This window comes from Ectothiorhodosinus mongolicus, assembly GCF_022406875.1.
Classification (GTDB): domain Bacteria; phylum Pseudomonadota; class Gammaproteobacteria; order Ectothiorhodospirales; family Ectothiorhodospiraceae; genus Ectothiorhodospira; species Ectothiorhodospira mongolica.
The window spans coordinates 444,804-468,536 of sequence record NZ_CP023018.1; the positions used below are offsets into that span (position 1 = coordinate 444,804).

General features: G+C 55.0%; 23 protein-coding genes. 4 read left to right on the plus strand and 19 right to left on the minus strand.

The annotated features are described in order from the left end of the window. Window positions 1-25 precede the first annotated feature (25 nt). From glmM to hrcA, 12 genes are all read right to left on the minus strand, one after another. Complete coding sequence (gene glmM, locus CKX93_RS01720) at window positions 26-1,390, minus strand: phosphoglucosamine mutase (protein ID WP_076754677.1); 1,365 nt, start codon at window positions 1,388-1,390, stop codon at window positions 26-28. Next, a complete protein-coding gene (folP, locus tag CKX93_RS01725; RefSeq protein WP_076754678.1) occupies window positions 1,387-2,211 on the minus strand; it encodes a dihydropteroate synthase in 825 nt (274 codons plus the stop codon). The genes glmM and folP overlap by 4 nt, the downstream gene beginning before the upstream one ends. Window positions 2,212-2,218: 7 nt before the next feature. Then, the gene (gene ftsH / locus CKX93_RS01730; RefSeq protein ID WP_076754680.1) at window positions 2,219-4,132 is read right to left on the minus strand and encodes an ATP-dependent zinc metalloprotease FtsH; all 1,914 of its coding nucleotides are present in this window, start codon (window positions 4,130-4,132) and stop codon (window positions 2,219-2,221) included. A 45-nt stretch (window positions 4,133-4,177) separates the two neighbouring features. Then, window positions 4,178-4,801, minus strand: a complete 624-nt coding sequence (gene rlmE, locus CKX93_RS01735) for a 23S rRNA (uridine(2552)-2'-O)-methyltransferase RlmE (protein WP_076754682.1) — start codon at window positions 4,799-4,801, stop codon at window positions 4,178-4,180. Between the two features lie 16 nt (window positions 4,802-4,817). Next, on the minus strand, window positions 4,818-5,294 hold the full coding sequence (gene greA, locus CKX93_RS01740; RefSeq protein WP_076754684.1) for a transcription elongation factor GreA: 477 nt from the start codon (window positions 5,292-5,294) through the stop codon (window positions 4,818-4,820). Continuing rightward, the gene (gene carB / locus CKX93_RS01745; RefSeq protein ID WP_076754686.1) at window positions 5,291-8,512 is read right to left on the minus strand and encodes a carbamoyl-phosphate synthase large subunit; all 3,222 of its coding nucleotides are present in this window, start codon (window positions 8,510-8,512) and stop codon (window positions 5,291-5,293) included. Before carB ends, greA begins: the two co-directional genes overlap by 4 nt. 20 nt (window positions 8,513-8,532) lie before the next feature. Next, on the minus strand, window positions 8,533-9,669 hold the full coding sequence (gene carA / locus CKX93_RS01750) for a glutamine-hydrolyzing carbamoyl-phosphate synthase small subunit (protein WP_076754687.1): 1,137 nt from the start codon (window positions 9,667-9,669) through the stop codon (window positions 8,533-8,535). Between the two features lie 118 nt (window positions 9,670-9,787). Beyond that, on the minus strand, window positions 9,788-10,600 hold the full coding sequence (gene dapB, locus CKX93_RS01755; protein ID WP_076754689.1) for a 4-hydroxy-tetrahydrodipicolinate reductase: 813 nt from the start codon (window positions 10,598-10,600) through the stop codon (window positions 9,788-9,790). After that, window positions 10,597-11,751 carry a molecular chaperone DnaJ gene (gene dnaJ, locus CKX93_RS01760; protein ID WP_076754691.1) on the minus strand — a complete coding sequence of 385 codons (1,155 nt, stop codon included), beginning with the start codon at window positions 11,749-11,751 and terminating at the stop codon, window positions 10,597-10,599. Before dnaJ ends, dapB begins: the two co-directional genes overlap by 4 nt. 5 nt (window positions 11,752-11,756) lie before the next feature. Beyond that, window positions 11,757-13,679, minus strand: coding sequence for a molecular chaperone DnaK (gene dnaK, locus CKX93_RS01765; protein ID WP_076754692.1), 1,923 nt, complete (start codon window positions 13,677-13,679; stop codon window positions 11,757-11,759). A 93-nt stretch (window positions 13,680-13,772) separates the two neighbouring features. Further along, complete coding sequence (grpE, locus tag CKX93_RS01770) at window positions 13,773-14,333, minus strand: nucleotide exchange factor GrpE (RefSeq protein ID WP_076754694.1); 561 nt, start codon at window positions 14,331-14,333, stop codon at window positions 13,773-13,775. A gap of 91 nt (window positions 14,334-14,424) precedes the next feature. After that, a complete protein-coding gene (gene hrcA / locus CKX93_RS01775) occupies window positions 14,425-15,483 on the minus strand; it encodes a heat-inducible transcriptional repressor HrcA (RefSeq protein WP_076754696.1) in 1,059 nt (352 codons plus the stop codon). 120 nt (window positions 15,484-15,603) lie between these two features. Here hrcA and CKX93_RS01780 point away from each other — a divergent pair, with 120 nt between their 5' ends. Then, window positions 15,604-16,494, plus strand: a complete 891-nt coding sequence (locus CKX93_RS01780; protein ID WP_076754698.1) for an NAD(+) kinase — start codon at window positions 15,604-15,606, stop codon at window positions 16,492-16,494. Beyond that, window positions 16,488-18,158, plus strand: a complete 1,671-nt coding sequence (gene recN / locus CKX93_RS01785) for a DNA repair protein RecN (protein WP_076754700.1) — start codon at window positions 16,488-16,490, stop codon at window positions 18,156-18,158. The genes CKX93_RS01780 and recN overlap by 7 nt, the downstream gene beginning before the upstream one ends. A 6-nt stretch (window positions 18,159-18,164) precedes the next feature. On the opposite strand, the gene fur is transcribed toward recN, so the two are convergent. Beyond that, on the minus strand, window positions 18,165-18,596 hold the full coding sequence (gene fur, locus CKX93_RS01790; RefSeq protein WP_076754702.1) for a ferric iron uptake transcriptional regulator: 432 nt from the start codon (window positions 18,594-18,596) through the stop codon (window positions 18,165-18,167). 108 nt (window positions 18,597-18,704) lie between these two features. On the opposite strand from fur, the gene CKX93_RS01795 reads away from it, so the two are divergent. Continuing rightward, window positions 18,705-19,019: an outer membrane protein assembly factor BamE gene (locus tag CKX93_RS01795; protein WP_076754704.1), complete on the plus strand. Its 315-nt coding sequence runs from the start codon at window positions 18,705-18,707 to the stop codon at window positions 19,017-19,019. 1 nt (window position 19,020) lies between these two features. Here CKX93_RS01795 and CKX93_RS01800 read toward each other — a convergent pair whose 3' ends face one another. The 3 genes from CKX93_RS01800 to CKX93_RS01810 are packed head-to-tail and all read right to left on the minus strand — an operon-like array spanning window position 19,021 to window position 21,207. Further along, window positions 19,021-19,383, minus strand: a complete 363-nt coding sequence (locus CKX93_RS01800; RefSeq protein ID WP_076754706.1) for an RnfH family protein — start codon at window positions 19,381-19,383, stop codon at window positions 19,021-19,023. Then, window positions 19,370-19,807 carry a type II toxin-antitoxin system RatA family toxin gene (locus CKX93_RS01805; protein WP_076754707.1) on the minus strand — a complete coding sequence of 146 codons (438 nt, stop codon included), beginning with the start codon at window positions 19,805-19,807 and terminating at the stop codon, window positions 19,370-19,372. Before CKX93_RS01805 ends, CKX93_RS01800 begins: the two co-directional genes overlap by 14 nt. An 8-nt stretch (window positions 19,808-19,815) precedes the next feature. Next, entirely contained in the window at window positions 19,816-21,207 is a 1,392-nt protein-coding gene (locus CKX93_RS01810) for a sodium-dependent transporter (protein ID WP_076754709.1), read from the minus strand. A gap of 86 nt (window positions 21,208-21,293) precedes the next feature. Here CKX93_RS01810 and smpB point away from each other — a divergent pair, with 86 nt between their 5' ends. Then, the gene (smpB, locus tag CKX93_RS01815) at window positions 21,294-21,770 is read left to right on the plus strand and encodes an SsrA-binding protein SmpB (protein ID WP_076754711.1); all 477 of its coding nucleotides are present in this window, start codon (window positions 21,294-21,296) and stop codon (window positions 21,768-21,770) included. A gap of 7 nt (window positions 21,771-21,777) precedes the next feature. Here the strand turns inward: smpB and dnaQ are convergent, their stop codons facing one another. From dnaQ to CKX93_RS01830, 3 genes are read right to left on the minus strand one after another with little or no spacing between them, the layout of a single operon-like run. Further along, window positions 21,778-22,491 (minus strand): DNA polymerase III subunit epsilon, encoded by a 714-nt coding sequence (gene dnaQ / locus CKX93_RS01820; RefSeq protein ID WP_076754712.1) that lies wholly within the window; start codon window positions 22,489-22,491, stop codon window positions 21,778-21,780. Further along, window positions 22,488-22,943 carry a ribonuclease HI gene (rnhA, locus tag CKX93_RS01825; RefSeq protein WP_076754715.1) on the minus strand — a complete coding sequence of 152 codons (456 nt, stop codon included), beginning with the start codon at window positions 22,941-22,943 and terminating at the stop codon, window positions 22,488-22,490. Before rnhA ends, dnaQ begins: the two co-directional genes overlap by 4 nt. Next, on the minus strand, window positions 22,936-23,706 hold the full coding sequence (locus tag CKX93_RS01830; protein ID WP_084178597.1) for a methyltransferase domain-containing protein: 771 nt from the start codon (window positions 23,704-23,706) through the stop codon (window positions 22,936-22,938). Before CKX93_RS01830 ends, rnhA begins: the two co-directional genes overlap by 8 nt. Window positions 23,707-23,733 lie beyond the last annotated feature (27 nt).

A 23,733-nucleotide genomic window follows, 5' to 3' on the forward strand; every position in this document is an offset into this window, starting at 1 on the left:
ATCCTACCTGCCACGCGCGGGTAAATCAATTCACCAGCGCCTCTGCTGCGCTGCGCACAGCATCGGCCAGGTCATCCACCACCTCATTAACCAAGGCCTCATTTTGCCCCTCCACCATCACCCGTACTAAGGGTTCGGTACCGGAAGGCCGCAGGAGAACGCGACCTTTGTCTGCCAGCCTAGCGTGTGCGGTATTCAGCGCTCTAGCCACAGGCTCACTGGTGAGAATTTTGCTGGCAGGTGTGCTCGCTTCGATGGGCACGTTCACCATGCGCTGCGGATACTTCTCCATGCATCCCGACAAATCGGCCAGCGAGCGTCCGGTCGTGAAGATAATTTCCAAGACCTGCAAGGCAGCGATGATGCCATCACCCGTGCTGCTGCGATCCAAACACAATAAATGTCCCGAGGACTCACCCCCGACAGACCAGCCCCGCGCCTGCAGTGCCTCAAGAACGTAACGATCGCCAACAGCGGCGCGCTCAAAGGCAATTCCAGCCGACTGCAGCGCCTGCTCCAGACCCAGGTTACTCATTTGCGTACCCACCACCCCGCCTTGCAGCATTCCCGTGCGGTGGCGTTCTAAAGCGATGATGCCAAGGATTTGGTCACCATCCACGATGTTGCCACGGTGATCGACCATAATCAGTCGATCCCCATCGCCGTCAAGGGCAATACCCAGGTCGGCTTTTTCGGCGCGCACAATGGCTCCCAACTGGTCCGGGTGCAAAGCACCACAGCCTTCGTTGATATTGAAGCCATCCGGCTCAACCCCCACCGCAATGACCTCGGCGCCCAACTCTTCGAATACCGGCGGAGCCACAGCATACGTGGCGCCATGGGCGCAATCGACGACGATACGCATGCCATGCAGGTCAATGCCGGTAGATATCGTACTTTTACAAAATTCGATATAGCGTCCGGCAGCATCCACCACGCGTTCGACTTTACCTAATGCGCTCGAGTCTACGGTGCGCAGAGGCTTTTGCAGTTGTGCCTCGATCGCCTGTTCAACCGCGTCCGGAAGCTTATTCCCCGAGGTCGAGAAAAACTTAAAGCCATTGTCGGCAAAAGGATTGTGTGAGGCGCTGATAACAATACCCGCAGCAGCGCGAAAGGTACGCGTCAAATAGGCAATCGCAGGTGTCGGCATGGGTCCCAAAAGACGGATATCTACCCCCGCCGCAGATAGACCTGCTTCCAGCGCCGATTCAAACATATAACCCGAGACGCGCGTGTCTTTACCGATCAGCACCATAGCATCGCCTTGCGGCGCCAAGACGCGACCGGCTGCCCAGCCCAGGTGTAAAGCGAAATCGGGCGTCATTGGCGCGCGACCCACACGACCACGAATACCATCGGTACCGAAATATTGACGTTGCTGACTCATGCCTTTACCGCCTTTAGTATTTGTAACGCATCGCGGGTTTCTTGTACATCATGAACCCGCACGACTTGCGCTCCCTGTTGCACCGCCCATAACGCCGCCGCGACACTCCCCATGATGCGGCGCGCGGGTGATCGCTCATCGCCCAGTAGTTTAGCAATCATGGATTTACGAGACACACCAATCAGCAGTGGCCTGCCCTCGATCAGCAAATCTGCCAGATGCCGCAATAAGGCCAAATTGTGCTCTAGCGTCTTACCAAAACCAAAACCGGGGTCCAACATCACCCGCTCACGCGCAATGCCAGCGGCTTCACAAGCCTGCAGCCGCTCGTATAGGAAATCCCGAACTTCACTCACCACATCGGTATAACAGGGGTTTTCCTGCATCTGTCGTGGCTCTCCCTGCATGTGCATCAAACACACAGCAACCTCTCCAGAGGCCGCGACTTGCAGTGCACCGGGCGCCCGCAAAGCCCGCACATCATTAATCAGGGCCACCCCCAAATCACAGGCAGCGCGCATGACTTCGGGTTTACTGGTATCAATCGAGACAGGCACCGGCAGAGCCGGTACTAGCGACTTGAGCAGCGGCACTACCCGGCGCAGCTCCTCCTCCAAGGCCACATCAGCTGCGCCTGGGCGAGTGGATTCACCACCGATGTCGATAAAGTCTGCGCCCTGCTCGACCATCTCCCAAGCACGATCTAGCGCAAGCTCAGGGTCAAGGTATTGGCCACCATCAGAAAAAGAATCCGGCGTTACATTAAGCACCCCCATGATTCTGGGGGTGCTTAAATCCAGATCGAAACGTCCAAACCGCATGCGAGCCCTAGGTCTGGCTAGCCGGACCTCCGATCACGCCCTTGGTATCGTCGCCCTTGGGCGATGAGGGACGCGGCGCCGGCGGCTCACCACCACTGCCCCAACCCTCAGGATCGCGCGGCTCGCGACCTTCCATGATGTCATTGATTTGATCGACATCGATGGTTTCATATTTCAGCAAGGCATCGGACATAACGTGCAACTTGTCCATATTGGCTTCGAGAATTTCCTTGGCACGATCATAACTTGTATCGATGACGCGACGGATCTCTTCATCGATGGCGTGCGCCGTTTCATCCGACATCTGCTTATGCTGGGTCACTGAACGGCCGAGGAACACCTCCCCCTCGTCTTCGCCATAAGCCAGTGGCCCGAGCCGATCGGAGAGGCCCCATTTGGTGACCATGTTACGGGCAATCGTTGTAGCCCTCTCGATATCGCTAGAGGCCCCGGTGGTGACTTTGTCGGCGCCAAAGATAATTTCCTCAGCAATGCGGCCGCCAAACAACGAGCAGATCTGACTTTCCAAACGAGTTTTGCTGTGGCTGTAGCGATCTTCATCAGGCAAGAACATGGTGACGCCCAGAGCCCGGCCTCGGGGAATAATGCTGACTTTGTAGACCGGATCGTGCTCAGGCACCAAGCGCCCGACGATGGCATGTCCGGCTTCATGATAAGCGGTGAGCTTTTTCTCATCATCGCTCATCACCATCGATTTGCGCTCTGCACCCATCATGATCTTGTCTTTGGCGCGCTCAAAGTCCGACATACCCACCAGCTTTTTATCCGAGCGGGCAGCAAACAGGGCGGCCTCATTGACCAAGTTGGCCAAGTCGGCGCCAGAAAAACCCGGCGTACCGCGTGCGATCAAATCCGGGCGCACATTTTCATGCACCGGCACTTTGCGCATATGCACCTTAAGAATCTGCTCCCGACCGCGCACATCCGGCAACGGCACGACTACCTGGCGGTCAAAACGACCTGGACGCAGCAGCGCCGGATCTAAAACATCTGGGCGGTTAGTAGCGGCGATGACGATAATGCCTTCACTGCCTTCAAAGCCATCCATTTCCACCAACAGCTGATTGAGCGTTTGTTCACGCTCATCATGGCCACCGCCCATGCCGGCGCCACGCTGACGCCCCACCGCATCGATTTCGTCGATAAAGATAATGCAGGGGGCGTGTTTCTTGGCGGTTTCAAACATATCGCGTACCCGTGAGGCGCCCACACCGACAAACATTTCCACGAAATCCGAGCCAGAGATGCTAAAGAATGGCACTTTGGCTTCGCCCGCAATGGCTTTGGCCAATAAGGTTTTACCCGTACCCGGGGAGCCAACCATCAGCACACCGCGCGGAATGGTCCCGCCGAGCTTTTGAAATTTACTGGGATCACGCAAAAAATCCACCAGCTCAGAGACTTCTTCTTTGGCCTCGTCACAACCGGCGACATCATTAAAGGTCACCTTGACCTGATCTTCGCTCATCATGCGCGCACGGCTCTTACCAAACGACATGGCACCACGGCCGCCCGCACCACCCTGCATCTGACGCATGAAGTAAATCCACACACCAATCAGCAGCAGGAAGGGGAACCAGCTGATCAAGATCTCGGTAATTAAGGAACGCTGCGCCGGCTGATCGACACGGATTTCGACGTTACTGGCCAACAAGTCGCCGATCAGACCGGGATCATTGGGCGCTTGAGTGCTGAAGAACTCTCCATTAATGGTGCGCCCTTGAATGGTGCGATCTTCAATTTGCACGCTGTCAATGCGGCCACCTTTAACTTCCGAAATAAATTCAGAATAGGACCAAGATTGCGGTTGAGGCTGGGTAGGCGTGAAATTATTGAACACCGACATCAAGACGATGGCGATCACAGCCCAGATAATCAGATTTTTAACCAATTCGTTCAATGTCTTTCCCCAGATTGTCTCTTGTCCTAACGCCTTGCTTGGACATTACACCAGTTTAAAGCCTCGAGCCAATGCATAGACCTCACGCGAACGCGCTCGGGAGGCATCGGGCTTACGGATCACTACCTTGTCGTAGGACTGCCGTAATTTCCGGATAAATTCATCAAAGCCGACTCCATGAAACAGTTTGACCAGAAAATCGCCGCCGGGTTTCAAACAGCGGCCGGCCAGATCCTGCGCCAACTCCGCCAAATCCATGGCCCGTGCTTGATCAACCGCCTCCACTCCAGAGAAGTTGGGGGCCATATCTGAAATCACAAGATCCGCTCCCTCATCTCCTAAGGCCGCAAGGATGGCTGCTAACACCGCATCCTCACGAAAATCACCCTGAATAAAATCCACACCCTCAATGGCGGGCATCTCTAAGATATCCGAAGCGATAACCCGACCTTTTCGCCCAACTTGTTGCAGCGCATACTCACTCCAGCCACCGGGTGCTGCGCCCAAATCTACAACCCGCATGCCGGGTTTTAAAAGCCGATCACGCTCCTGAATTTGCGCCAGCTTAAAGACGGCCCGGGAGCGCCAACCCTCTCGCTGGGCGCGCTGCACAAAGCTATCGTTAAAGTGTTCCTTGAGCCAGCGACTGCTGCTCTTACTACGCGCCATAACCTAGCCAGACATGCTAGACATAACGCACAGCCAGCACTTCATATTGTTTCTCGCCAGCAGGTGCGGAAAAGCGTGCTTCATCACCTTCGATTTTGCCAATCAGGGCACGCGCGATGGGAGAATTCACAGAAATACGTCCGGCTTTGATATCCGCCTCATCATCACCAACGATTTGATAGGTGACTTCGACATCGGTATCCAGGTCCAGCAAATCGACCGTGGCGCCAAACACCACCTTGCCCCCGGCATTTAAGGTCGTCACATCAATAATCTGGGCGTTCGACAGCTTGGCCTCAATTTCTTTTATCCGGCCCTCGATAAAACCTTGCTGTTCGCGAGCGGCGTGGTATTCAGCATTTTCTTTGAGGTCTCCATGAGCACGCGCCTCAGAGATGGCGGCGATCACCCGTGGACGATCCTCACCTTTCAGGCGCTGCAACTCGGCCTTGAGAAGGTTAGCACCCCGTTGAGTGAGTGGCGTTTTACTCATGCCTGATTCTCCCGATGCAATTCCTGTAGGCAATAAACCGACTCACTATCAATATAGTCGAGCGCCTGAACCGTTGCTTGTGCGCCCGCCAGCGTCGTCGTGTAGGTAATTTTCTGCTGCAGGGCTTCTCGGCGGATAGTAAAGGAATCAGCAATCGCTTGTCTGCCTTCTGTGGTGTTGATGATAAAGCTGATCTCACCGTTTTTAATCATATCGACGATATGCGGACGACCTTCGGTGACCTTATTAATGCGCTGGCAGGCTATGCCATCGGCTTCCAGCGCCTTGGCCGTACCATCGGTAGCAATCAAACCAAAGCCGCGTCGCTGTAAGTCACGGGCCAAGGCCAAGACACCTGCCTTATCGGTGTCTTTGACGCTAATGAAGGCCTTACCTGCCAAGGGCAGAGTAATACCCGCACCCAACTGGCTTTTCGCAAAAGCCTCCGCAAAGCTGCGACCCACACCCATCACTTCCCCAGTGGATTTCATTTCTGGGCCGAGAATTGGGTCCACACCCGGGAACTTGATGAATGGGAACACCGCCTCTTTGACCGAGAAATACTCGGGGCGGATCACACGGGTGACCCCTTGTTGTTTGAGCGACACGCCGGCCATACACCGGGCGGCAATCTTCGCTAGCGGCATGCCAATGGCCTTAGACACAAACGGTACGGTACGAGAGGCCCGTGGGTTCACCTCCAGCACAAAAATCTTCTCGCCCTGAATAGCAAACTGCGTATTCATCAAACCAATAACGTTCAGCCCCAAGGCCATTTTGCGCACCTGCTCGGCAATTTCATCCTGCAGGGCTGAGCTAATGCTGTACGGCGGCAACGAGCAAGCAGAGTCCCCCGAGTGCACTCCGGCTTGTTCGATATGCTGCATGATGCCGCCGATAATCACCTCCTGACCGTCACAAATGGCGTCAACATCGACCTCCACTGCATCATCCAAGAAGCGATCTAAAAGCACCGGCGCGTCATTAGAGACTTTCACCGCATCACGCATATAGCGGCGCAGGTCAGTCTCGTTATAGACAATCTCCATGGCTCGGCCACCCAAGACATAGGACGGACGTACCACCACGGGGTAACCGATGGCCTCAGCATGGCCCACGGCTTCTTCAGCACTGCGCGCCGTCCGGTTGGGGGGCTGCACCAAGCCCAGCTGATCAATCAGCTGCTGGAAGCGCTCGCGATCCTCGGCCAGGTCAATACAGTCTGGCGTCGTGCCGATCACCGGCGCACCAGCAGCCTCAAGATCGCGAGCTAGCTTCAAGGGCGTCTGACCGCCAAACTGAATAATTAACCCCGCGGGTTGTTCTTTGTGCACGATCTCCAGCACATCTTCCAAGGTCAATGGCTCAAAATATAGGCGATCGGAAGTATCGTAATCTGTGGAGACAGTCTCTGGATTACAGTTGACCATGATGGTCTCATGACCATCTTCGCGCATCGCTAAGGCGGCATGGACACAACAATAATCAAATTCAATGCCCTGACCGATGCGATTAGGACCTCCGCCCAGGACCATAATTTTATTGCGCTGGCTGGGCTCGGCTTCACATTCCTCCTCATAGGTGGAATACATATAGGCCGTAGTCGAGGCAAACTCAGCCGCACAGGAATCCACGCGCTTATAAACAGGATGCACATTCAGACTGTGACGGTACTCACGAACGCTGCGCTCGGTTTCATCCAAAAGACGCGCCAAGCGCCGATCAGAAAAGCCGGACTGTTTTAAGACAAACAAGTGCTCAGCGTCCAAGTCACGAAGATTTTTGCCACGCAGGTCCCGCTCAATTTCGATCAGCTCGCCGATTTGATCCAAAAACCAAGGATCGATCGCGGTTAGCTCAAACAGTTTCTCGACACTGTAACCGCGGCGAAAAGCATCACCCACATACCAAACCCTTTCTGGACCGGGGTCGACCAGCCGACTACGTAGCGTGCTGTCGGCATCCTCATCACTCAGATCCAAAATCTCATCGAGGCCATCAGAACCGGTTTCCAAACTGCGCAGAGCTTTTTGGAAAGATTCTTGGAAGCTGCGGCCAATGGCCATAGCCTCACCCACCGATTTCATCTGGGTGGTAAGCCGTGCCTGCGCACTGGGAAACTTCTCGAAAGTGAAGCGTGGAATCTTGGTAACCACGTAATCAATAGACGGCTCGAAAGACGCAGGGGTCACCCCACCGGTGATCTCATTGCGCAGTTCATCCAGGGTATATCCCACCGCCAACTTGGCGGCCACTTTGGCGATAGGAAAGCCGGTGGCCTTTGAGGCCAACGCCGAGGAACGCGACACCCGGGGATTCATTTCGATCACCACCAAGCGCCCATCGTCGGGATTCACTGCGAACTGCACGTTGGAGCCACCGGTATCCACACCAATCTTGCGCAACACCGCGATCGAGGCATTGCGCATGATTTGATATTCCTTATCCGTCAGGGTCTGTGCAGGGGCGACGGTGATGGAATCACCCGTGTGCACTCCCATGGGATCCAGGTTTTCGATCGAGCAAATAATGATGCAGTTATCCGCGCGATCACGCACCACTTCCATCTCATATTCCTTCCAGCCCAGCACCGACTCTTCAACCTGCACCTCATTCACTGGCGAAAGATCCAAGCCGCGCTTAACAATCTCTTCATATTCCTCACGGTTGTAAGCGATGCCACCACCACTGCCGCCCATCGTGAATGAGGGACGAACGATGATCGGGTAGCCAATTTCTGGCTGCACCCGCTGAGCTTCTTCCCAGGCATTGACCATAAAGGCCTTGGGCGATGCCAAACCGATCTCATCCATAGCCTGACGGAAGCGTTCTCGATCCTCGGCCATGTCAATCGCGTCTTCGCTGGCACCAATCAGTTCGACCCCATGCTCGGTCAAAACCCCATGACGAGCTAAATCCAGCGCGCAATTCAAAGCTGTTTGCCCACCCATAGTGGGCAGCACGGCATCCGGTTTTTCACGGGCGATGATCCGCGCTATGGTCTTCCATTCCACCGGCTCGATATACACCGCATCGGCCATCTCTGGGTCGGTCATAATGGTCGCTGGATTAGAGTTCACCAAGATGACGCGGTAGCCTTCCTCGCGCAGCGCCTTGCACGCCTGAGCCCCCGAATAATCAAATTCGCAGGCCTGACCGATCACAATCGGCCCGGCGCCCAGGATGAGGATGCTCTTTAAATCAGTTCTTTTGGGCATAAAAACAAACCAGTGGTGATTTAAGCAGACTGCCGGGCGCGCATCATCTCGATGAAGCGATCGAATTGAGGACTGACATCATGTGGCCCTGGGCTGGCTTCCGGATGGCCTTGAAAGCTGATGGCAGGGTGATCGCTGAGCGAAATACCCTGCAGCGTGCCATCAAACAGGGAGCGATGAGAGGCCGTCACGTTCTTGGGCAAAGTAGAGTCATCAATAGCAAAACCGTGATTCTGGCTGGAGATCATGACTTGACCGGTGACCAAATCTTGCACCGGATGATTGGCGCCATGATGCCCAAACTTCATTTTCATGGTCTTGGCTCCCGCGGCCAAACCCAGCAGCTGATTCCCCAAGCAAATACCAAACACCGGAATATTTTTACTCAAGATCTTACGCGTGGCCTCAATGGCATAATCGCAGGGCTCTGGATCTCCAGGACCATTGGATAAGAGCACTCCATCTGGGCCAAGTTTGAGCACTTCTTCGGCCGTTGTCTGGGCCGGCACAACCGTGATCTGACAACCCCGGTCCACCAACATACGCAGCATGTTGCGCTTCACCCCGAAGTCGAATGCCACCACATGAAATGCTGGATTGGCAGGACCAGGCTGATGGCCTTGACCCAGCTCCCAAGTGCCTTCCGACCAAGGATATGCGGTTTGGGTAGTCACGGTTTGCGCTAAGTCCATGCCCTTAATCCCTGGGAAGGCTCGCGCTGCAGCCAGAGCTGCGTCGACATCGACATCACCTACCATGATGCAGCCATTGAGAGCACCCTGGGTGCGCAGCAAGCGCGTCAAGCGACGGGTATCGATGCCCGCAATGGCGATGACACCATGGTGTTTTAAATAATCCGAAAGGCTTTGCTGGGAACGCCATGAGGACAAACGGCGCGGCACATGGCGCACAATTAAACCCGCAGCTTGTGGTCCGGTGGACTCTTCATCTTCGGGGTTTACACCGGTGTTGCCGATGTGTGGATAAGTCAGAGTGACCAACTGACGCGCATAGGAAGGGTCGGTAAGGATCTCCTGATAGCCAGTCATAGCGGTATTGAAAACCACCTCACCGACGGCTTGACCTGAGGCCCCAACACCATGCCCGTAAAACAAACTGCCATCTTCCAAAGCCAGAACGGCTGGTGTGTGACTCACTGGACCTCCGGCACGCAAACTTACGTAAGTTTAGCCGATCGTGCCTTCGTCTGTCCAATGATGCGGTGCACCAAAATGACGCGAGCCAAGGCTTAAAAATGGGGCGTTGCAAACACTTCTAGCGGCCCAAACCCAGTACATCCTGCATGTCATAAACTCCGGCAGGCTGGCTTTCTAGCCAGGCAGCTGCGCGCACAGCACCCCGAGCAAATGTCATTCGACTTGAGGCTTTGTGGGTAATTTCAACACGCTCGCCATCCGCTGCAAACAACACCGTATGGTCACCGACGATATCCCCGGCACGAATGGTTTCAAAACCGATAGTTTGCCGCGAGCGTTCACCGGTGATGCCCTGGCGACCATAGACCGCGCATTCCTGCAAATCACGCCCCAAAGCCTTAGCAATAACCTCACCCATCGCCAAGGCCGTTCCTGAGGGAGCGTCGACCTTGTGGCGATGATGGGCCTCGATCACTTCAATATCGACTTCATCACCCAATACCTCTGCCGCTGTAGCCAACAGCTGCAGACACAAATTCACTCCGACACTCATATTGGGGGCAAAAACTAGGGCGATTGACTCACCGGCCTGAGCAATCTGTTGTTTTTGCAACGTATCAAAACCCGTTGTACCGATCACCACCGCTTTACCTGCAGCGCGGCAGATTTCCAGGTGTTGTAGCGAGGATTCGGGGCGAGTGAAGTCAATTAGCACATCAAAGGCCTCGATCTGCGGTATCAGCGATTCTTGAATCACCACGTCCAGGCGTCCTACTCCCGCGATTTCACCGGCATCGGCGCCCAGCAGCGAACTGCCGGAGACCTCTGTGGCCGCACTCAACTGCAAGTTCGGATGGGCAGTGATCGCCTCGATTAGGGTCCGGCCCATGCGACCGCCGGCGCCGGCTACCGCCACCCGCTGGGTATTCATGATTTTCTCCAGAACTTTAGGTCATCAAAAAAGCCACGCACCCCATCCAACCAGCCGTGATGCTGGGGGCTGTGTTTCTTACCGTCGTCTTGCATGCTCGCTTCAAACTGCGACAACAGCTGTTTCTGTTCGCGAGTGAGCTTCACCGGCGTTTCAATCTGCACTGTGCAGATCAAATCACCCTCTCCGCCCCCATGCACCGAGCGCACCCCTTTGCCGCGTAAGCGAAACGGCTGACCCGTTTGGGTTTCCGCGGGAACCTTTAAAGAAACTCGGCCTTTGAGCGTGGGGATTTCTAACTCACCGCCGAGAGCAGCGGTAGCGAAACTCACTGGAACTTCGCAATACAAATCCACGCCCTTGCGGGTGAAGATTCGATGCGGTTTAACCTGCACCTGCACATACAAATCTCCGGACGGGCCGCCATTGATACCGGCCTCCCCTTCTCCGGCTAAGCGGATTCGATCACCCGAATCTACCCCGGCAGGCACCCGTACATTCAATGTTCGCCGATCCTGCACCCGACCTTGACCACGACACTTGGGACAGGGCTTGGGAATGACTTTTCCCGTCCCGCGGCAACGTGGACAGGTTTGTTGTACTGAGAAAAAGCCCTGTTGCATGCGCACCCGTCCGGCACCGCCGCAAGTACCACAGGTCTCGACACTGGTTCCCGGGGCTGCGCCGCTGCCCTCGCAGCTGTCACAGGTGACCAAGGTGGGCACGCGGATTTTCATCTCCGAGCCAAATACCGCCTCTTCCAGGGTCATCTCGAGGTTGTATTGCAGGTCAGAACCCCGATAAACGGCGCTGCCGCCACCGCGGCCGCCGCCACCGCCGCCCCCACCAAAGATATCGCCGAAAATATCTTCGAAAATATCTTGGAAGCTGCCACCACCCGGGCCGCCCGAACCGCCGGGGCCACCATCCACCCCGGCATGACCGAACTGATCATAGGCCGATCGCTTGCGCGCATCGGAGAGCACTTCATAGGCTTCGCGAGCTTCTTTAAAACGCTCTTCGGCCGATTCATCATCCGGATTGCGGTCCGGATGATACTTCATTGCCAAACGCCGAAAGGCTTTTTTCAGTTCATCGTCGCTGGCGTTTTTCGCAACCCCGAGTACGTCGTAATAATCACGCTTGGCCATTCAAATCATTTCTTTTTGTCGTCGACTTCCTCGAACTCAGCATCGACCACATCGTCTGCCGAACCCGACCCTTGCGCCTGCGCCTCGGCATCCCCTTGGGCCGCCTCTGCTTGTTGCGCGTACATCCGCTCCGCAAGCTTACCTGAGACCTCGCCTAACTGCTGCGTCTTGGTCTCGATCTTTTCCTTATCATCGCCATTCATCGCCTCGCGCAGCTCAGCAATAGCCGTCTCAATCGAAGATTTCTCCTCAGCAGAGACCTGTTCACCCATGTCTTTTAGAGTTTTTTCACTGGCATGAATCAGGTTGTCGGCTTGGTTACGCACGCTGACCAATTCTTGGAAGCGCTTATCTTCCTCGGCATGAGCTTCGGCATCTTTCACCATACGCTCAATTTCGTCATCCGCCAGACCCGAGGAGGCCTTGATGATGATGGACTGTTCCTTGCCGGTTGCTTTGTCTTTAGCGGACACGTTGAGAATGCCGTTGGCATCGATATCAAACGTCACCTCAATTTGCGGCATGCCACGCGGTGCCGGCGGGATATCACTGAGATCAAAACGACCCAGCGACTTGTTGGCTGCGGCTTGATCGCGCTCGCCCTGCAGCACATGTACCGTCACCGCTGTCTGATTATCGTCCGCCGTTGAAAACACCTGATTGGCCTTGGTCGGGATGGTGGTGTTCTTCTCGATGAGCTTGGTCATCACGCCACCTAAAGTCTCTATTCCCAGAGACAAAGGGGTTACGTCCAACAACAACACATCTTTGACATCGCCACCCAAAACACCACCTTGGATGGAGGCGCCTACGGCAACCGCCTCATCTGGATTCACATCACGGCGCGGCTCCTTGCCAAAATAGTCTTTCACCGCGTCCCCTACCTTAGGCATCCGCGTCTGGCCACCCACCAAGATCACATCGTCGATCTGCGAAACCGATAATCCAGCATCCTTGAGTGCAGTCTTGCAGGGCTCAATGGTGCGCTTGATCAAATCTTCCACCAAGGATTCCAATTTGGCACGCGACACCTTGAGATTGAGATGCTTGGGACCACTGGCATCGGCAGTGATATAGGGCAGATTGACATCGGTTTGCTGACTGGAAGACAACTCGATCTTGGCTTTTTCTGCGGCCTCTTTGAGACGCTGCATGGCCAAGGGGTCACCCTTCAGATCAATACCCTGCTCTTTCTTGAATTCAGAGGCCAAATAATCAATCAAACGCAGGTCGAAGTCCTCTCCACCCAGGAAAGTATCGCCGTTAGTGGCCAACACTTCGAACTGATGTTCGCCGTCGACTTCAGCGATCTCAATAATAGAAATATCAAAAGTGCCACCACCCAGGTCATAGACCGCAACTTTGCTGTCCCCGGGCTTTTTGTCCAAACCATAGGCCAAAGCTGCTGCGGTGGGCTCATTGATAATGCGCTTCACTTCCAAGCCAGCAATGCGGCCGGCATCTTTGGTGGCCTGACGCTGGGAATCATTGAAGTAAGCGGGCACGGTGATCACTGCATCGGTAATCGTTTCACCGAGATAGTCTTCAGCCGTCTTCTTCATTTTTTGTAGGACCCGCGCAGAAATCTCAGGCGGCGCCATTTTCTTGCCCTGCGCTTCTACCCAGGCATCGCCATTGTCCGCCTTGACGATTTTATAGGGCACCATCTTGATGTCTTTTTGCACTTCCGGCTCTTCGAAGCGTCGACCAATCAGCCGCTTCACCGCAAACAAGGTATTAGCGGGGTTAGTGACAGCCTGACGCTTGGCGGATTGACCCACCAACACCTCACCATCATCTGCAAACGCGATAATCGAGGGCGTGGTACGCCCTCCTTCTGAGTTTTCAATCACCTTGGCCTTACCACCCTCCATGATCGCTACGCAGGAGTTGGTGGTGCCTAAGTCAATACCAATTGTTTTGCCCATGATTTGCTCCGTATTCAATGAATTTTGTGTGCGGCGTTAAGCCCAAAGTGGGGCTAAAGCCGGTGTTTTCAAGTCTTGGGGGTTGCTGGGCACTTAAGCACCGCTGGGAGCCTTGGCGACCATCACCATAGCTGGCCGCAATAAACGCTCATTCAATAGATAGCCTTTTTGCATCACCGCCATCACGGTATTGGGCTCGTATTCGCCGCTTTCTTGCATACTCATGGCCTGATGACGATCCGGGTCGAAACGCTCACCCATGGGATCTAGGGCCTCGACTCCATACTGACTCATAGTTTGGCTGAGCATCTTCAGGGTGAGCTCCGTGCCTTCGCGAATCGACTCCACATCGGTTGCCTCGCGCGCGGCCTGCACGCCCATCTCTAAGCTGTCGCGCACCGCCAATAAGTCAGCGGCAAATTTTTCCAAGGCGAACTTGTGGGCATTTTCTACATCACGTTGCATGCGCCGATGCAGGTTTTCCATTTCGGCTCGAGCCCGCAGTAGCTGATCTAGTCGCTGGGCTGATTCTTCTTCCAACTCGGCAATCCGAACCAAAAGCTCGCCGTGCGCATCTTCTACCGCTGCCTCTTCTGATTCCGCAGCAAGGCCCTCAATTTCTGCATCCGCCGGATGTTGTTTGTCATTGTGCATGAATCATCAATCCCCAAAATGAATTCTCCCACTAGCATGGGAGCAAATCCCCAAACTTCAAGAGGGCTTATTCAGAAAAAATAGGAATGGCTTAGTCGCGGGCGCTAAGCGCCGCGCCCAAAAGCTTAGCCGTGATATCCACCACCGGAATAATTCGCTCATAGGCCATGCGGGTGGGGCCAATGACACCCAACACGCCGACCACCTCACCAGCCATGCTGTAAGGTGCGGTAACGACACTGCAGTCATCCAGCACCTCATGCCCGGACTCCTGGCCAATAAAAATCTGTACGCCTTCGGCGCTAATGCAGTTATCCAACAGCAATAAGATGTCGCGTTTTTGGTTAAACGCGTCAAACAGGGCGCGCAACTTATCCACGCTGGAGAGCTCCACATAGTCCATCAAGTGGGTTTGTCCGGCCAGCACCAACTGTTCGGTCTTTTGTTCGCTGGCAAAAGCTTGTTCCCCCAGCTTGATGGCCGCCAACATCAGAGTGTTGACGTGCTCGCGCACGGCTTTCATCTCCTGCAGGATTTGCTCGCGCGCCTGACTCAGGTCTAAGCCCACCAAGTGTTCATTCAGATAATTGGCCATTTGCTGCAGTTCAGCGTGACTGTATTCGCGATCCAGCTGCAAAATGCGATTTTGCACCTCATTTTTATTCATCACCAAAATCGCTAGCACTTGATGCCCGGAGAGTTTAAGGAACTCAATCTGGCTAAGCACCGTGTGCCCATGACGGGGAACGCGCACCATACCTGCCATCTGCGTCACGGCAGAGAGTAGATCTGATGCCGATTCCACCAGGGTTTTGGTATCCATCTCCGGGCTGAGGCGAGCTTTGAGCTGCTGCACCTCTTCACTGTCTAGCGGCTTAATCTCCAACAGCGAATCGACAAACAGTCGATAGCCTTGGGCAGTCGGAATGCGGCCTGCCGAGGTATGCGGCGCACTGATCAAGCCCAAATCCTCCAGATCAGCCATCACATTGCGAATCGAGGCCGGACTCAAATCCAAACCAGCGGTGCGCGCTAACGTCCGCGAACCCACCGGCTGGCCATCGCGCACATAGCTCTCCACCAAAGCGCGCAGAAGCCTCTTGGCACGATCATTCAGGGGTTGTTTGGGTTCGTTTCGCACGCTTTTCATGGTTCCTGTTGGCAGTCCATGATGGGGTCTGCCAAAGCATGTTACTCCCTGCCCTTTGGGTGTCAAGAAAGCCCGCATACCCCCTTCGCTTTTAGAACCGCTTTAAACCATAATCGCCCTATGCAGCCAAAATTCAATCAAATCGGTGTCATTGCCAAAACGGCCGAGCCCCGCCTGCGCGAGATTCTGTCTGGATTGCTGGCGCATCTGCAGCAACAAGGCTGTCAGCTACTGCTGGATGAGTCTGTTCAACCCGCTTTGGATAAAGCCTTGGTCACTGAAGTCGTCACACGCAAAGAGATAGCAAAATCAGCAGACCTGGCTATTGTGGTCGGGGGAGATGGCACGTTTTTGAGTGCGGCGCGCAGTATGGTGGATGCCGGTGTGCCGCTGCTGGGCGTCAATGCGGGGCGGCTCGGATTTTTGGTCGACGTCTCTCCGGACACCATGCTGGAGCAACTCGATGCCATTCTCGCTGGCGCCTATGTGGTTGATGAACGTAGCCTACTGCAAGCTGAAGTTTACCGTGAAGGCGAGCAACTGGCTGCCGGTGACGCGCTCAATGATGTCGTTCTGCATATCCGCGATGTGGTGCGCATGCTGGAATTTGATACCTGGGTCGACGGGCTTTTCATTAATACGCAACGCGCCGATGGTCTGGTGGTGGCCACCCCAACTGGATCGACAGCTTATGCACTTTCCTGTAGCGGACCGATTCTCGCACCCTGTCTAGATGCCATGGTTTTGGTGCCGATTTGTCCGCATGGCCTAAACAATCGACCGTTGGTCGTCCCGGGTAATAGTCGCATCGAATTGGCGGTGAATGAACATAGCCGCTCGCGCGCTCAAATCGCTTTAGACGGACAAAATAACTTGGATCTCGAGCCGCAAGACCGGGTCGTGATCACCCAAAAGCAAGGCAAGCTGCGCCTGATTCATCCGCAGGGCTATGATTATTTACAGATCTTAAGAGCCAAACTGGGCTGGGGCGAACAACCGGCAGCATGCTAACGCACATCCATATTCGCGATTTCGCCATTATCGATGAGCTGTCATTGGATCTACATGACGGCATGACGGCGCTGACCGGTGAAACCGGTGCGGGAAAATCGATTTTGGTGGATGCATTAGGCCTGGTATTGGGAGATCGCGCGGACAGCAGCGTGGTGCGCCATGGCGCTGAGCGAGCCGAGATCAGCGTCCGACTAGAGCTCTCCGGCGAGCCTGAGGCGCGCGATTGGCTGACTGAACAGGGTTTGGATCATGAAGAATGCTTACTCAGGCGCGTCATTCAAGCCGACGGCAAAAGTCGCGCCTGGATTAATGGTAGCTCGGCGACATTACAAAATCTCAAAGCCCTGGGTGAGAGACTGGTCGATATCCATGGCCAAAATGCGCATCAGTCATTGATGCATCGCAGCGTGCAGCGCAGCCTGTTAGACCAATCCGGGGAGCATGCCCCACTGCTGGAGACGGTTGCTCGCTGCTTTGCGCAGTGGCAGGAAAAAAAAGCACGCTTAGATACTCTGGTGGCTGACCACCAAGCCTTGAGCGCACGCCGGGAACTCTTGCAATTTCAGGCCAACGAACTGGCGCGACTGCAGCCTAATGTCGATGAATGGCCACAACTGGAGCAGGAACAGGGACGCTTGGCCCATGCTGAGCGCCTGCTGGCAACAGCGCGCGCCGCTCTTGAAGGACTTTATGAACAAGACCTCAGCGTCGACAGTGTATTGGCTCGGTTCATCGCTGAGCTGGAACAAGTAATCGATTTGGACTCAAGCCTGGGCGAGCCGATGGAGTTGCTCGGCGCGGCACACATCCAGATTCGCGAAGCCGCCACCCTTTTACGACGCTATGGCGAGACGCTCGATTTAGATCCCGAGCGCTTAAAACAAGTAGATTCCCGCATGGCCGAATGGCTGAGCCTGGCGAAAAAACATCAGGTATCAGCGGAGCAATTGCCCATCCTGCATCAACAGCTTGAACAAGAACTGCAGGGCTTAGAAAAAGATATGGATGATTTGGATGGCTTGCGTGTCAGCGTCGACAGTGCGCTTGAGGCATACATGCAGGCTGCTCAAAAGCTATCAAACATTCGCCAAAAAACCTCGTCCAGCCTGAGTCTAGCCATTACCGAGGCGATGCAACAACTGGGCATGGGCGGTGGCCGTTTTGCCTGTGCAGTTCACTGGGATGATCAAGCCAAACCCAGTGCCCAGGGGATGGATCGGATCGAATTTCAGGTCAGCGCCAACCCGGGACAACCCTTGCAGCCACTGAGCAAAGTGGCCTCAGGTGGTGAACTATCCAGGATCAGTTTGGCCATTCAAATGATCGCTGCCCATGCCCTGCCGATCGCCAGCCTAATTTTCGACGAAGTGGACGTGGGCATTGGTGGCGCCGTAGCCGAAGTGGTTGGCCAACAACTGCGTCAGCTAGCGCAACATCGACAAGTTTTGTGCGTCACCCATCTGCCGCAGGTGGCGGCGCAAGCGCATCATCATCTTTGCGTGCACAAACAAAAAGCCAGCGACAGCACCCGCACCAACATCGCGAAGCTGGCGAGTGAACAACGAATTCAGGAATTGGCCCGCATGCTAGGAGGTGTAGAGATCACCCCGCAAAGTTTGGCCCATGCTGAGGATATGCTGAAGCGAGCATCCAGCGGGTAATGAAACTTACTTATTCTGCTCGTCGTGCGGGCAAGATTCCTGACTGCAATCACCATAGATGGTCAGTGCCCGCTGCTTGATATCAAAACCCATTTGGCCGGCGATGTCACGCTGGCGCTGCTCGATCATCGGATCGGCAAACTCTTCGACATGACCGCATTTCACGCACACAATATGATCGTGATGGCCACCACGCTCCAACTCAAATACTGCCTGCGTGCCCTCAAAATGCCGACGATTGACCAGACCCACCTGTTCAAACTGGGTGAGCACTCGGTATACCGTTGCCAAGCCAATCTCTTCATCCGCTTCGAGCAAACGCCGGTAGATGGTTTCCGCACTCAGGTGATGATCTTCGGCTTGCTCAAGGATCTCCATCACCTTAAGCCTTGGCGCCGTGACTTTGAGCCCCGCTTTTTTCAGGGTTTTCGCGTCCATATCCAACTACTCCGTGCAGGTTTTGCACCTCAATTGATGTAATATCCCGGCTTGTGGGATGGTTGTCAAAGCAAACACCCCTAGCCATTGATCTAAGTGGACAACTTCATGCCAAGATACTTCGTTTATTTTACCTTGATCGCACTGCTTCTGCAGGGCTGTGGATCCGGCTTGCTGTCGGTGCATAAAGTCGATGTTCAGCAAGGCAATAAGATAGACAATGCCCAGGTTGAGCAGCTGCGCGAAGGTATGACCCGCCGTCAAGTGCGGTTCCTACTGGGTGAGCCGGTGCATCGCGATCCTTTCCAGGGTGAGCGCCGCTGGGATTACGTCTACTACATAAAAGCGGGTGACCAAGCGGCCACTCAGCAGCGGCTGACAGTGTATTTTGAGGGCGACATCCTCACGCACATAGACCGGTGAATCACTCTGTCGGGGCTTCGGCCTCGCTGGAACCTTCAGTCGCTTCACCTTGAGCATCTGCTTCCGCCTGTTTTTTGGCGGCGCGTTGTTTGCGCGCCGCTTTGGGATCCGCAATCAAGCCGCGGTAGATTTCCACTCGATCACGAGTCCGCAAAGCGGTATCTGGCGAGACTAGCTTGCCGAAAATCCCAATTTTCTGTTGACTGAGATCGATTTCGGGACAGCGCTCCAGTATCCCCGATAATTCAATGGCCTGGGCCGCTGTGGTTCCAACAGAAACGGTCAAAGGAAGAACAAGCTGCACATCAGGTCGTGCGTACGCCACTTCCACATTCAAAAGCTCGCTGGCCTCAGCGCGGTCCATAAACCTGCCGCGCCCGCTTCACGAAAGAGTCCACCAGCGAATTGGCCACCTGATTAAAGATCGGCCCAATCACCGTGCCCATCAAGCGGTTAGAAAACTCAAACTCTAGGTCCAAAGAGACACGCGTGGCTTTATCTCCCATGGCATCAAAACGCCAAAAGCCCTCCAAATGTCGGAAAGGGCCATCCACCAGACGCATTTCAATCATCTTATTCGTTTGTAGTCGATTACGGGTTGTGAACGACTTATGTACCGCTCCCTTGGCCAGCTCAATCGAGGCCGTCACTTCATCCTCGTTTTCTGCAAGCACCGCCGAGGAGCGACAACCGGGCAGGAACTGAGGGTAAGCACGCACATCATTGACCAGCGCGTACATCTCTTGCGGGGAATACGGCACGAATGCCTGACGATTGACGGTCGGCATGGGGAGTCCTAGATCAGATTCACTGCCTTGAGAAACACCAGAAAAATACCCACTGGTGCGGCAAAACGCAGCACATGGTACCACGCCTTAAAGATCCAAACCGACTTCAATCCCAGCTCATCTTGAACCGACTGAAGGCTCATGCGCCAGCCCACAAATAAGGCGATAAACAGCCCGCCAAGCGGCAGCATGATATTGGATGTCAGGTAATCCAGCATGTCAAAAATAGTGCCGCCAATAAACACCGACCCACCGGGCAAGGACAGCGTCAAGCCGATTGGCGAAGACCAGAGGTTAAAGGACAGTACTGTACCCACCCCCAACAACCAACCAACCCCCCCGACGGCAAAAGCTGCCATGGGTCTGCTGAGTTTGCGATTCTCCACCAGGTAGGCAGTGGCCGGCTCCATCAGGGAAATAGAAGAGGTCCAAGCGGCCATCCCCAAGAGAATAAAAAATAATGTGCCAAACAAGACACCAGCCGGCATTTGCGCAAAAGCCAAAGGCAGGGTCACAAAAATCAGCCCCGGACCCTGACCCGCTGCCAAACCGCTGGCAAAAACGATCGGAAAAATAGCCAGGCCTGCCAAAATCGCAACCAGAGTATCTGCGGTCACCACCATTGCCGAGGTCTTAGCGATCGAGGCCTGACGATTCAAGTAAGAGCCATAAATCATGATGGCGCCCATACCGAGGCTCAAGGTGAAAAATGACTGCCCCATCGCCATCAATATGGTGTCGCCCGTCACTTGGCTAAAATCGGGACGGAATAGAAATCGGAAGCCATCACCAAAATGGCCAGAACTGATGGCGTAAGCCACCAAAACCAGCAACAACAACAGCAAACCGGGCATCAAAAAACGCACAGCCTGTTCCAAGCCGGAACGCACGCCCCGCGACACCACCCAAATATTGAGAGCCATAAATAGGGTGTGCCAGAACAGCAATCGATACGGATCAGCGAGAAGGTCACTGAACAACCGTTGCACCCCGCCAGCATCTAACCCTGAAAAACTATTGGTGCCGGCGTGGAGTATGTAAGCCAAAGCCCAGCCAGCAATTACGCTATAAAAGGACAGGATGAGAAAACCCGCCAACATGCCCAGCCACCCCAACAAACCCCAATAACGGCTCAGTCCTTCGGCGCGCGCGAGCACTAGCATCGTATTGATGGGACTGCGTCGACCGCGTCGACCCAGCATCACCTCGGCCATCATAATCGGAAGGCCAATCAAGAGGATGCAGGCAAGATAAATGAGGACGAAGGCGCCGCCGCCATTTTCACCAGCGATGTAAGGAAAGCGCCAGATATTCCCCAAGCCAACAGCCGAACCCGTTGCGGCCAGAATAAAAACCAGCTTTGAAGACCATTCGCCGTGTATCAAGTTTTGGCTGCTCATCCCCTCCTCCTTTTGGGACACCATTGTGCGGTATTTTACGGCGATCGCTCAACGCCCAAGCGCCAGCCAGTTTATAATCGCGACCCATGAGCAAAAAATCTTCCAAAAGCGCGTCCAGCAGCACCATTGCCCTGAATAAAAAGGCGCGCCACGAATACTTTATTGAAGATCGCTTCGAGGCGGGGCTGGTGCTTGAAGGCTGGGAAGTGAAAAGTCTGCGCGCGGGGCGTGTGCAGCTCACGGAAAGCTATGTGCTCATTAGAAATGCCGAAGCTTTTTTATTCGGTGCTCATATCAGCCCCTTACCCACGGCCTCAACCCATATCCACCCGGATCCGGTGCGCACCCGCAAACTATTGCTGCATAGTGCCGAGTTGGCCAAACTCATCGGCCAAGTAGAAAGACGGGGTTATACCCTGGTGCCTTTGGCCATGTACTGGAAACGCGGCCGTGCCAAACTCGAGATCGGTCTGGCTAAAGGCAAAAAAGCCCATGACAAACGCGCTACAGAAAAAGAAAGAGACTGGCAGCGCGAGAAGGAACGTGTGCTCAAAAGCCATTGAGTAGCAATCACCACGCGCTCTTCACCCCCAAGCGCTCCAGCATTTGGCTATGCGCCGCCTGCTCATCCTCACAGGCCCTAATCACCCGCAAGCGCGGCCTATCGGCAGGCAGTCTGAGTGTGGCCTCGTTGGCGACAGGACTCGCCGCAGTCACCTCAGCCTCCAAGGTCAGACTTTTTTGACCGCCTGTCATCGCTAGATAGACATCGGCCAAAATACGCGCATCGAGCAAGGCGCCATGCAGATCCCGCCCAGAATTATCCACTTGATAGCGCTTACATAGGGCATCCAAGCTATTACGCTGCCCCGGGTGCAATTTTCTGGCCATCACCAAAGAATCAGTGATGACGCAGTAGTCCCCCAGCAGTCCCGCAGGCTGGCTGAGCAGAGTCAGCTCGTGATTGATAAAACCGACATCGAACGGCGCATTGTGAATAATCAGCTCCGCATCCCGCACAAATTCAAGAAAGTCCCCGCAGACCTCGCTGAATCGCGGCTTGTCGGCCAAGAAAGCATTACTGATGCCATGCACCTCTTCCGCACCCGGATCGATCAGGCGATCCGGCTGTAGGTACTGATGATAATGTCGACCAGTGGGACGCCGCCGCACCAATTCGACACAGCCAATTTCGATGATGCGATGCCCATCTGCGGGATCCAGCCCCGTCGTTTCCGTGTCCAAAATGACCTGTCTTTGCGGACTATCTAAATCCAAACTCATGCGGTTTGCCCCTGGGCAGTCAGTGCATCCATAGCGGCATTGGCCAACTCATCGGCACGTTCATTCTCTGGATGGCCGGCATGGCCCTTGACCCAATGCCAGTGGACCTCATGGCGCTGCGCTGCCTCATCAAGACGTTGCCAGAGATCCTGATTTTTAACCGGCTTGCCTGCAGCATTACGCCAGTCACGTCTTTTCCACTGTGGCAACCATTCCGTAATGCCCTTTTTGACGTACTGAGAGTCTGTGGTGAGTTGCACGACACAAGACCGGGTCAAGGCATCCAGTGCGGCAATCGCCGCCAGCAGCTCCATACGATTATTGGTGGTTTCGGCCTCGGCACCCTGCAATTCTTTTTCCTTGCCCCGATAGCGCAGCACCGCGCCCCAACCACCAACGCCGGGATTACCGCGACATCCCCCATCGGTGAATATCTCTACTGCCTCAGTCATGCTCGCCGCGCCGACAAATCGGTCTGGCGACACCGCGACCGAGACGAGGGGAACGCAAACGCCAAGTGCGCTGCCCATGCACTGGGGTCAGGGTAGAGACGCGTTTTTTCGCCAAAAGTGCATAGGCGCCGCCCAACAAAGGCAGATGCCGTCCACTTAAGCCCTGCAATCGTGGCGTCACACTCCGCCAACCCGATCCAGGTGCCCAGCCCGCCTGAGCTTTATGTATGACCTCAAACCCCAACGGCATCAGCGCCTGCTGCAGCTTGTGGCTGCCCAAACCAGGCAGGATTTCTGGCAAACGGTTTTTCAATCCGGGGGCGACTGCGCGCAAACCCAGCAGGCTCAGCGGGTTGAAGCCGATGACGAGCAAATGACCTTCGACGCGCAGCACGCGCTCTGCCTCGCGCAGCACTTGGTGCGGATCTTCAGATTCATCAAGGCTGTGCGCCAGTAGCAGCAAGTCGAGGCTGTCGGCCTGCACCGGTAAGGCACTGCAATGCCCTTGAAGGTCACCTGATGTGCCGAGGATAAAACGATGCTGGATACGACTTTCACGCAGCCAGTCGTCTTGGGTTGGGACAAAGCCAGCCTGTAAGGCACAGCAGCCAAACAAATCTGGTACCAAGCGATCCACTTGGGCCTGCAATGCCTGACGTAAGGCCTGACCCTCTGGGCTGGCATACCAGGCGGGTAAATCCGGCTGCGCGCGCAGCGCTGGCTTAGGCATGGGGCCGGAAAACTGGAAATGGGGTGGCAGCATGTCTCTCCCGTGACTTGAGTGCCAGAG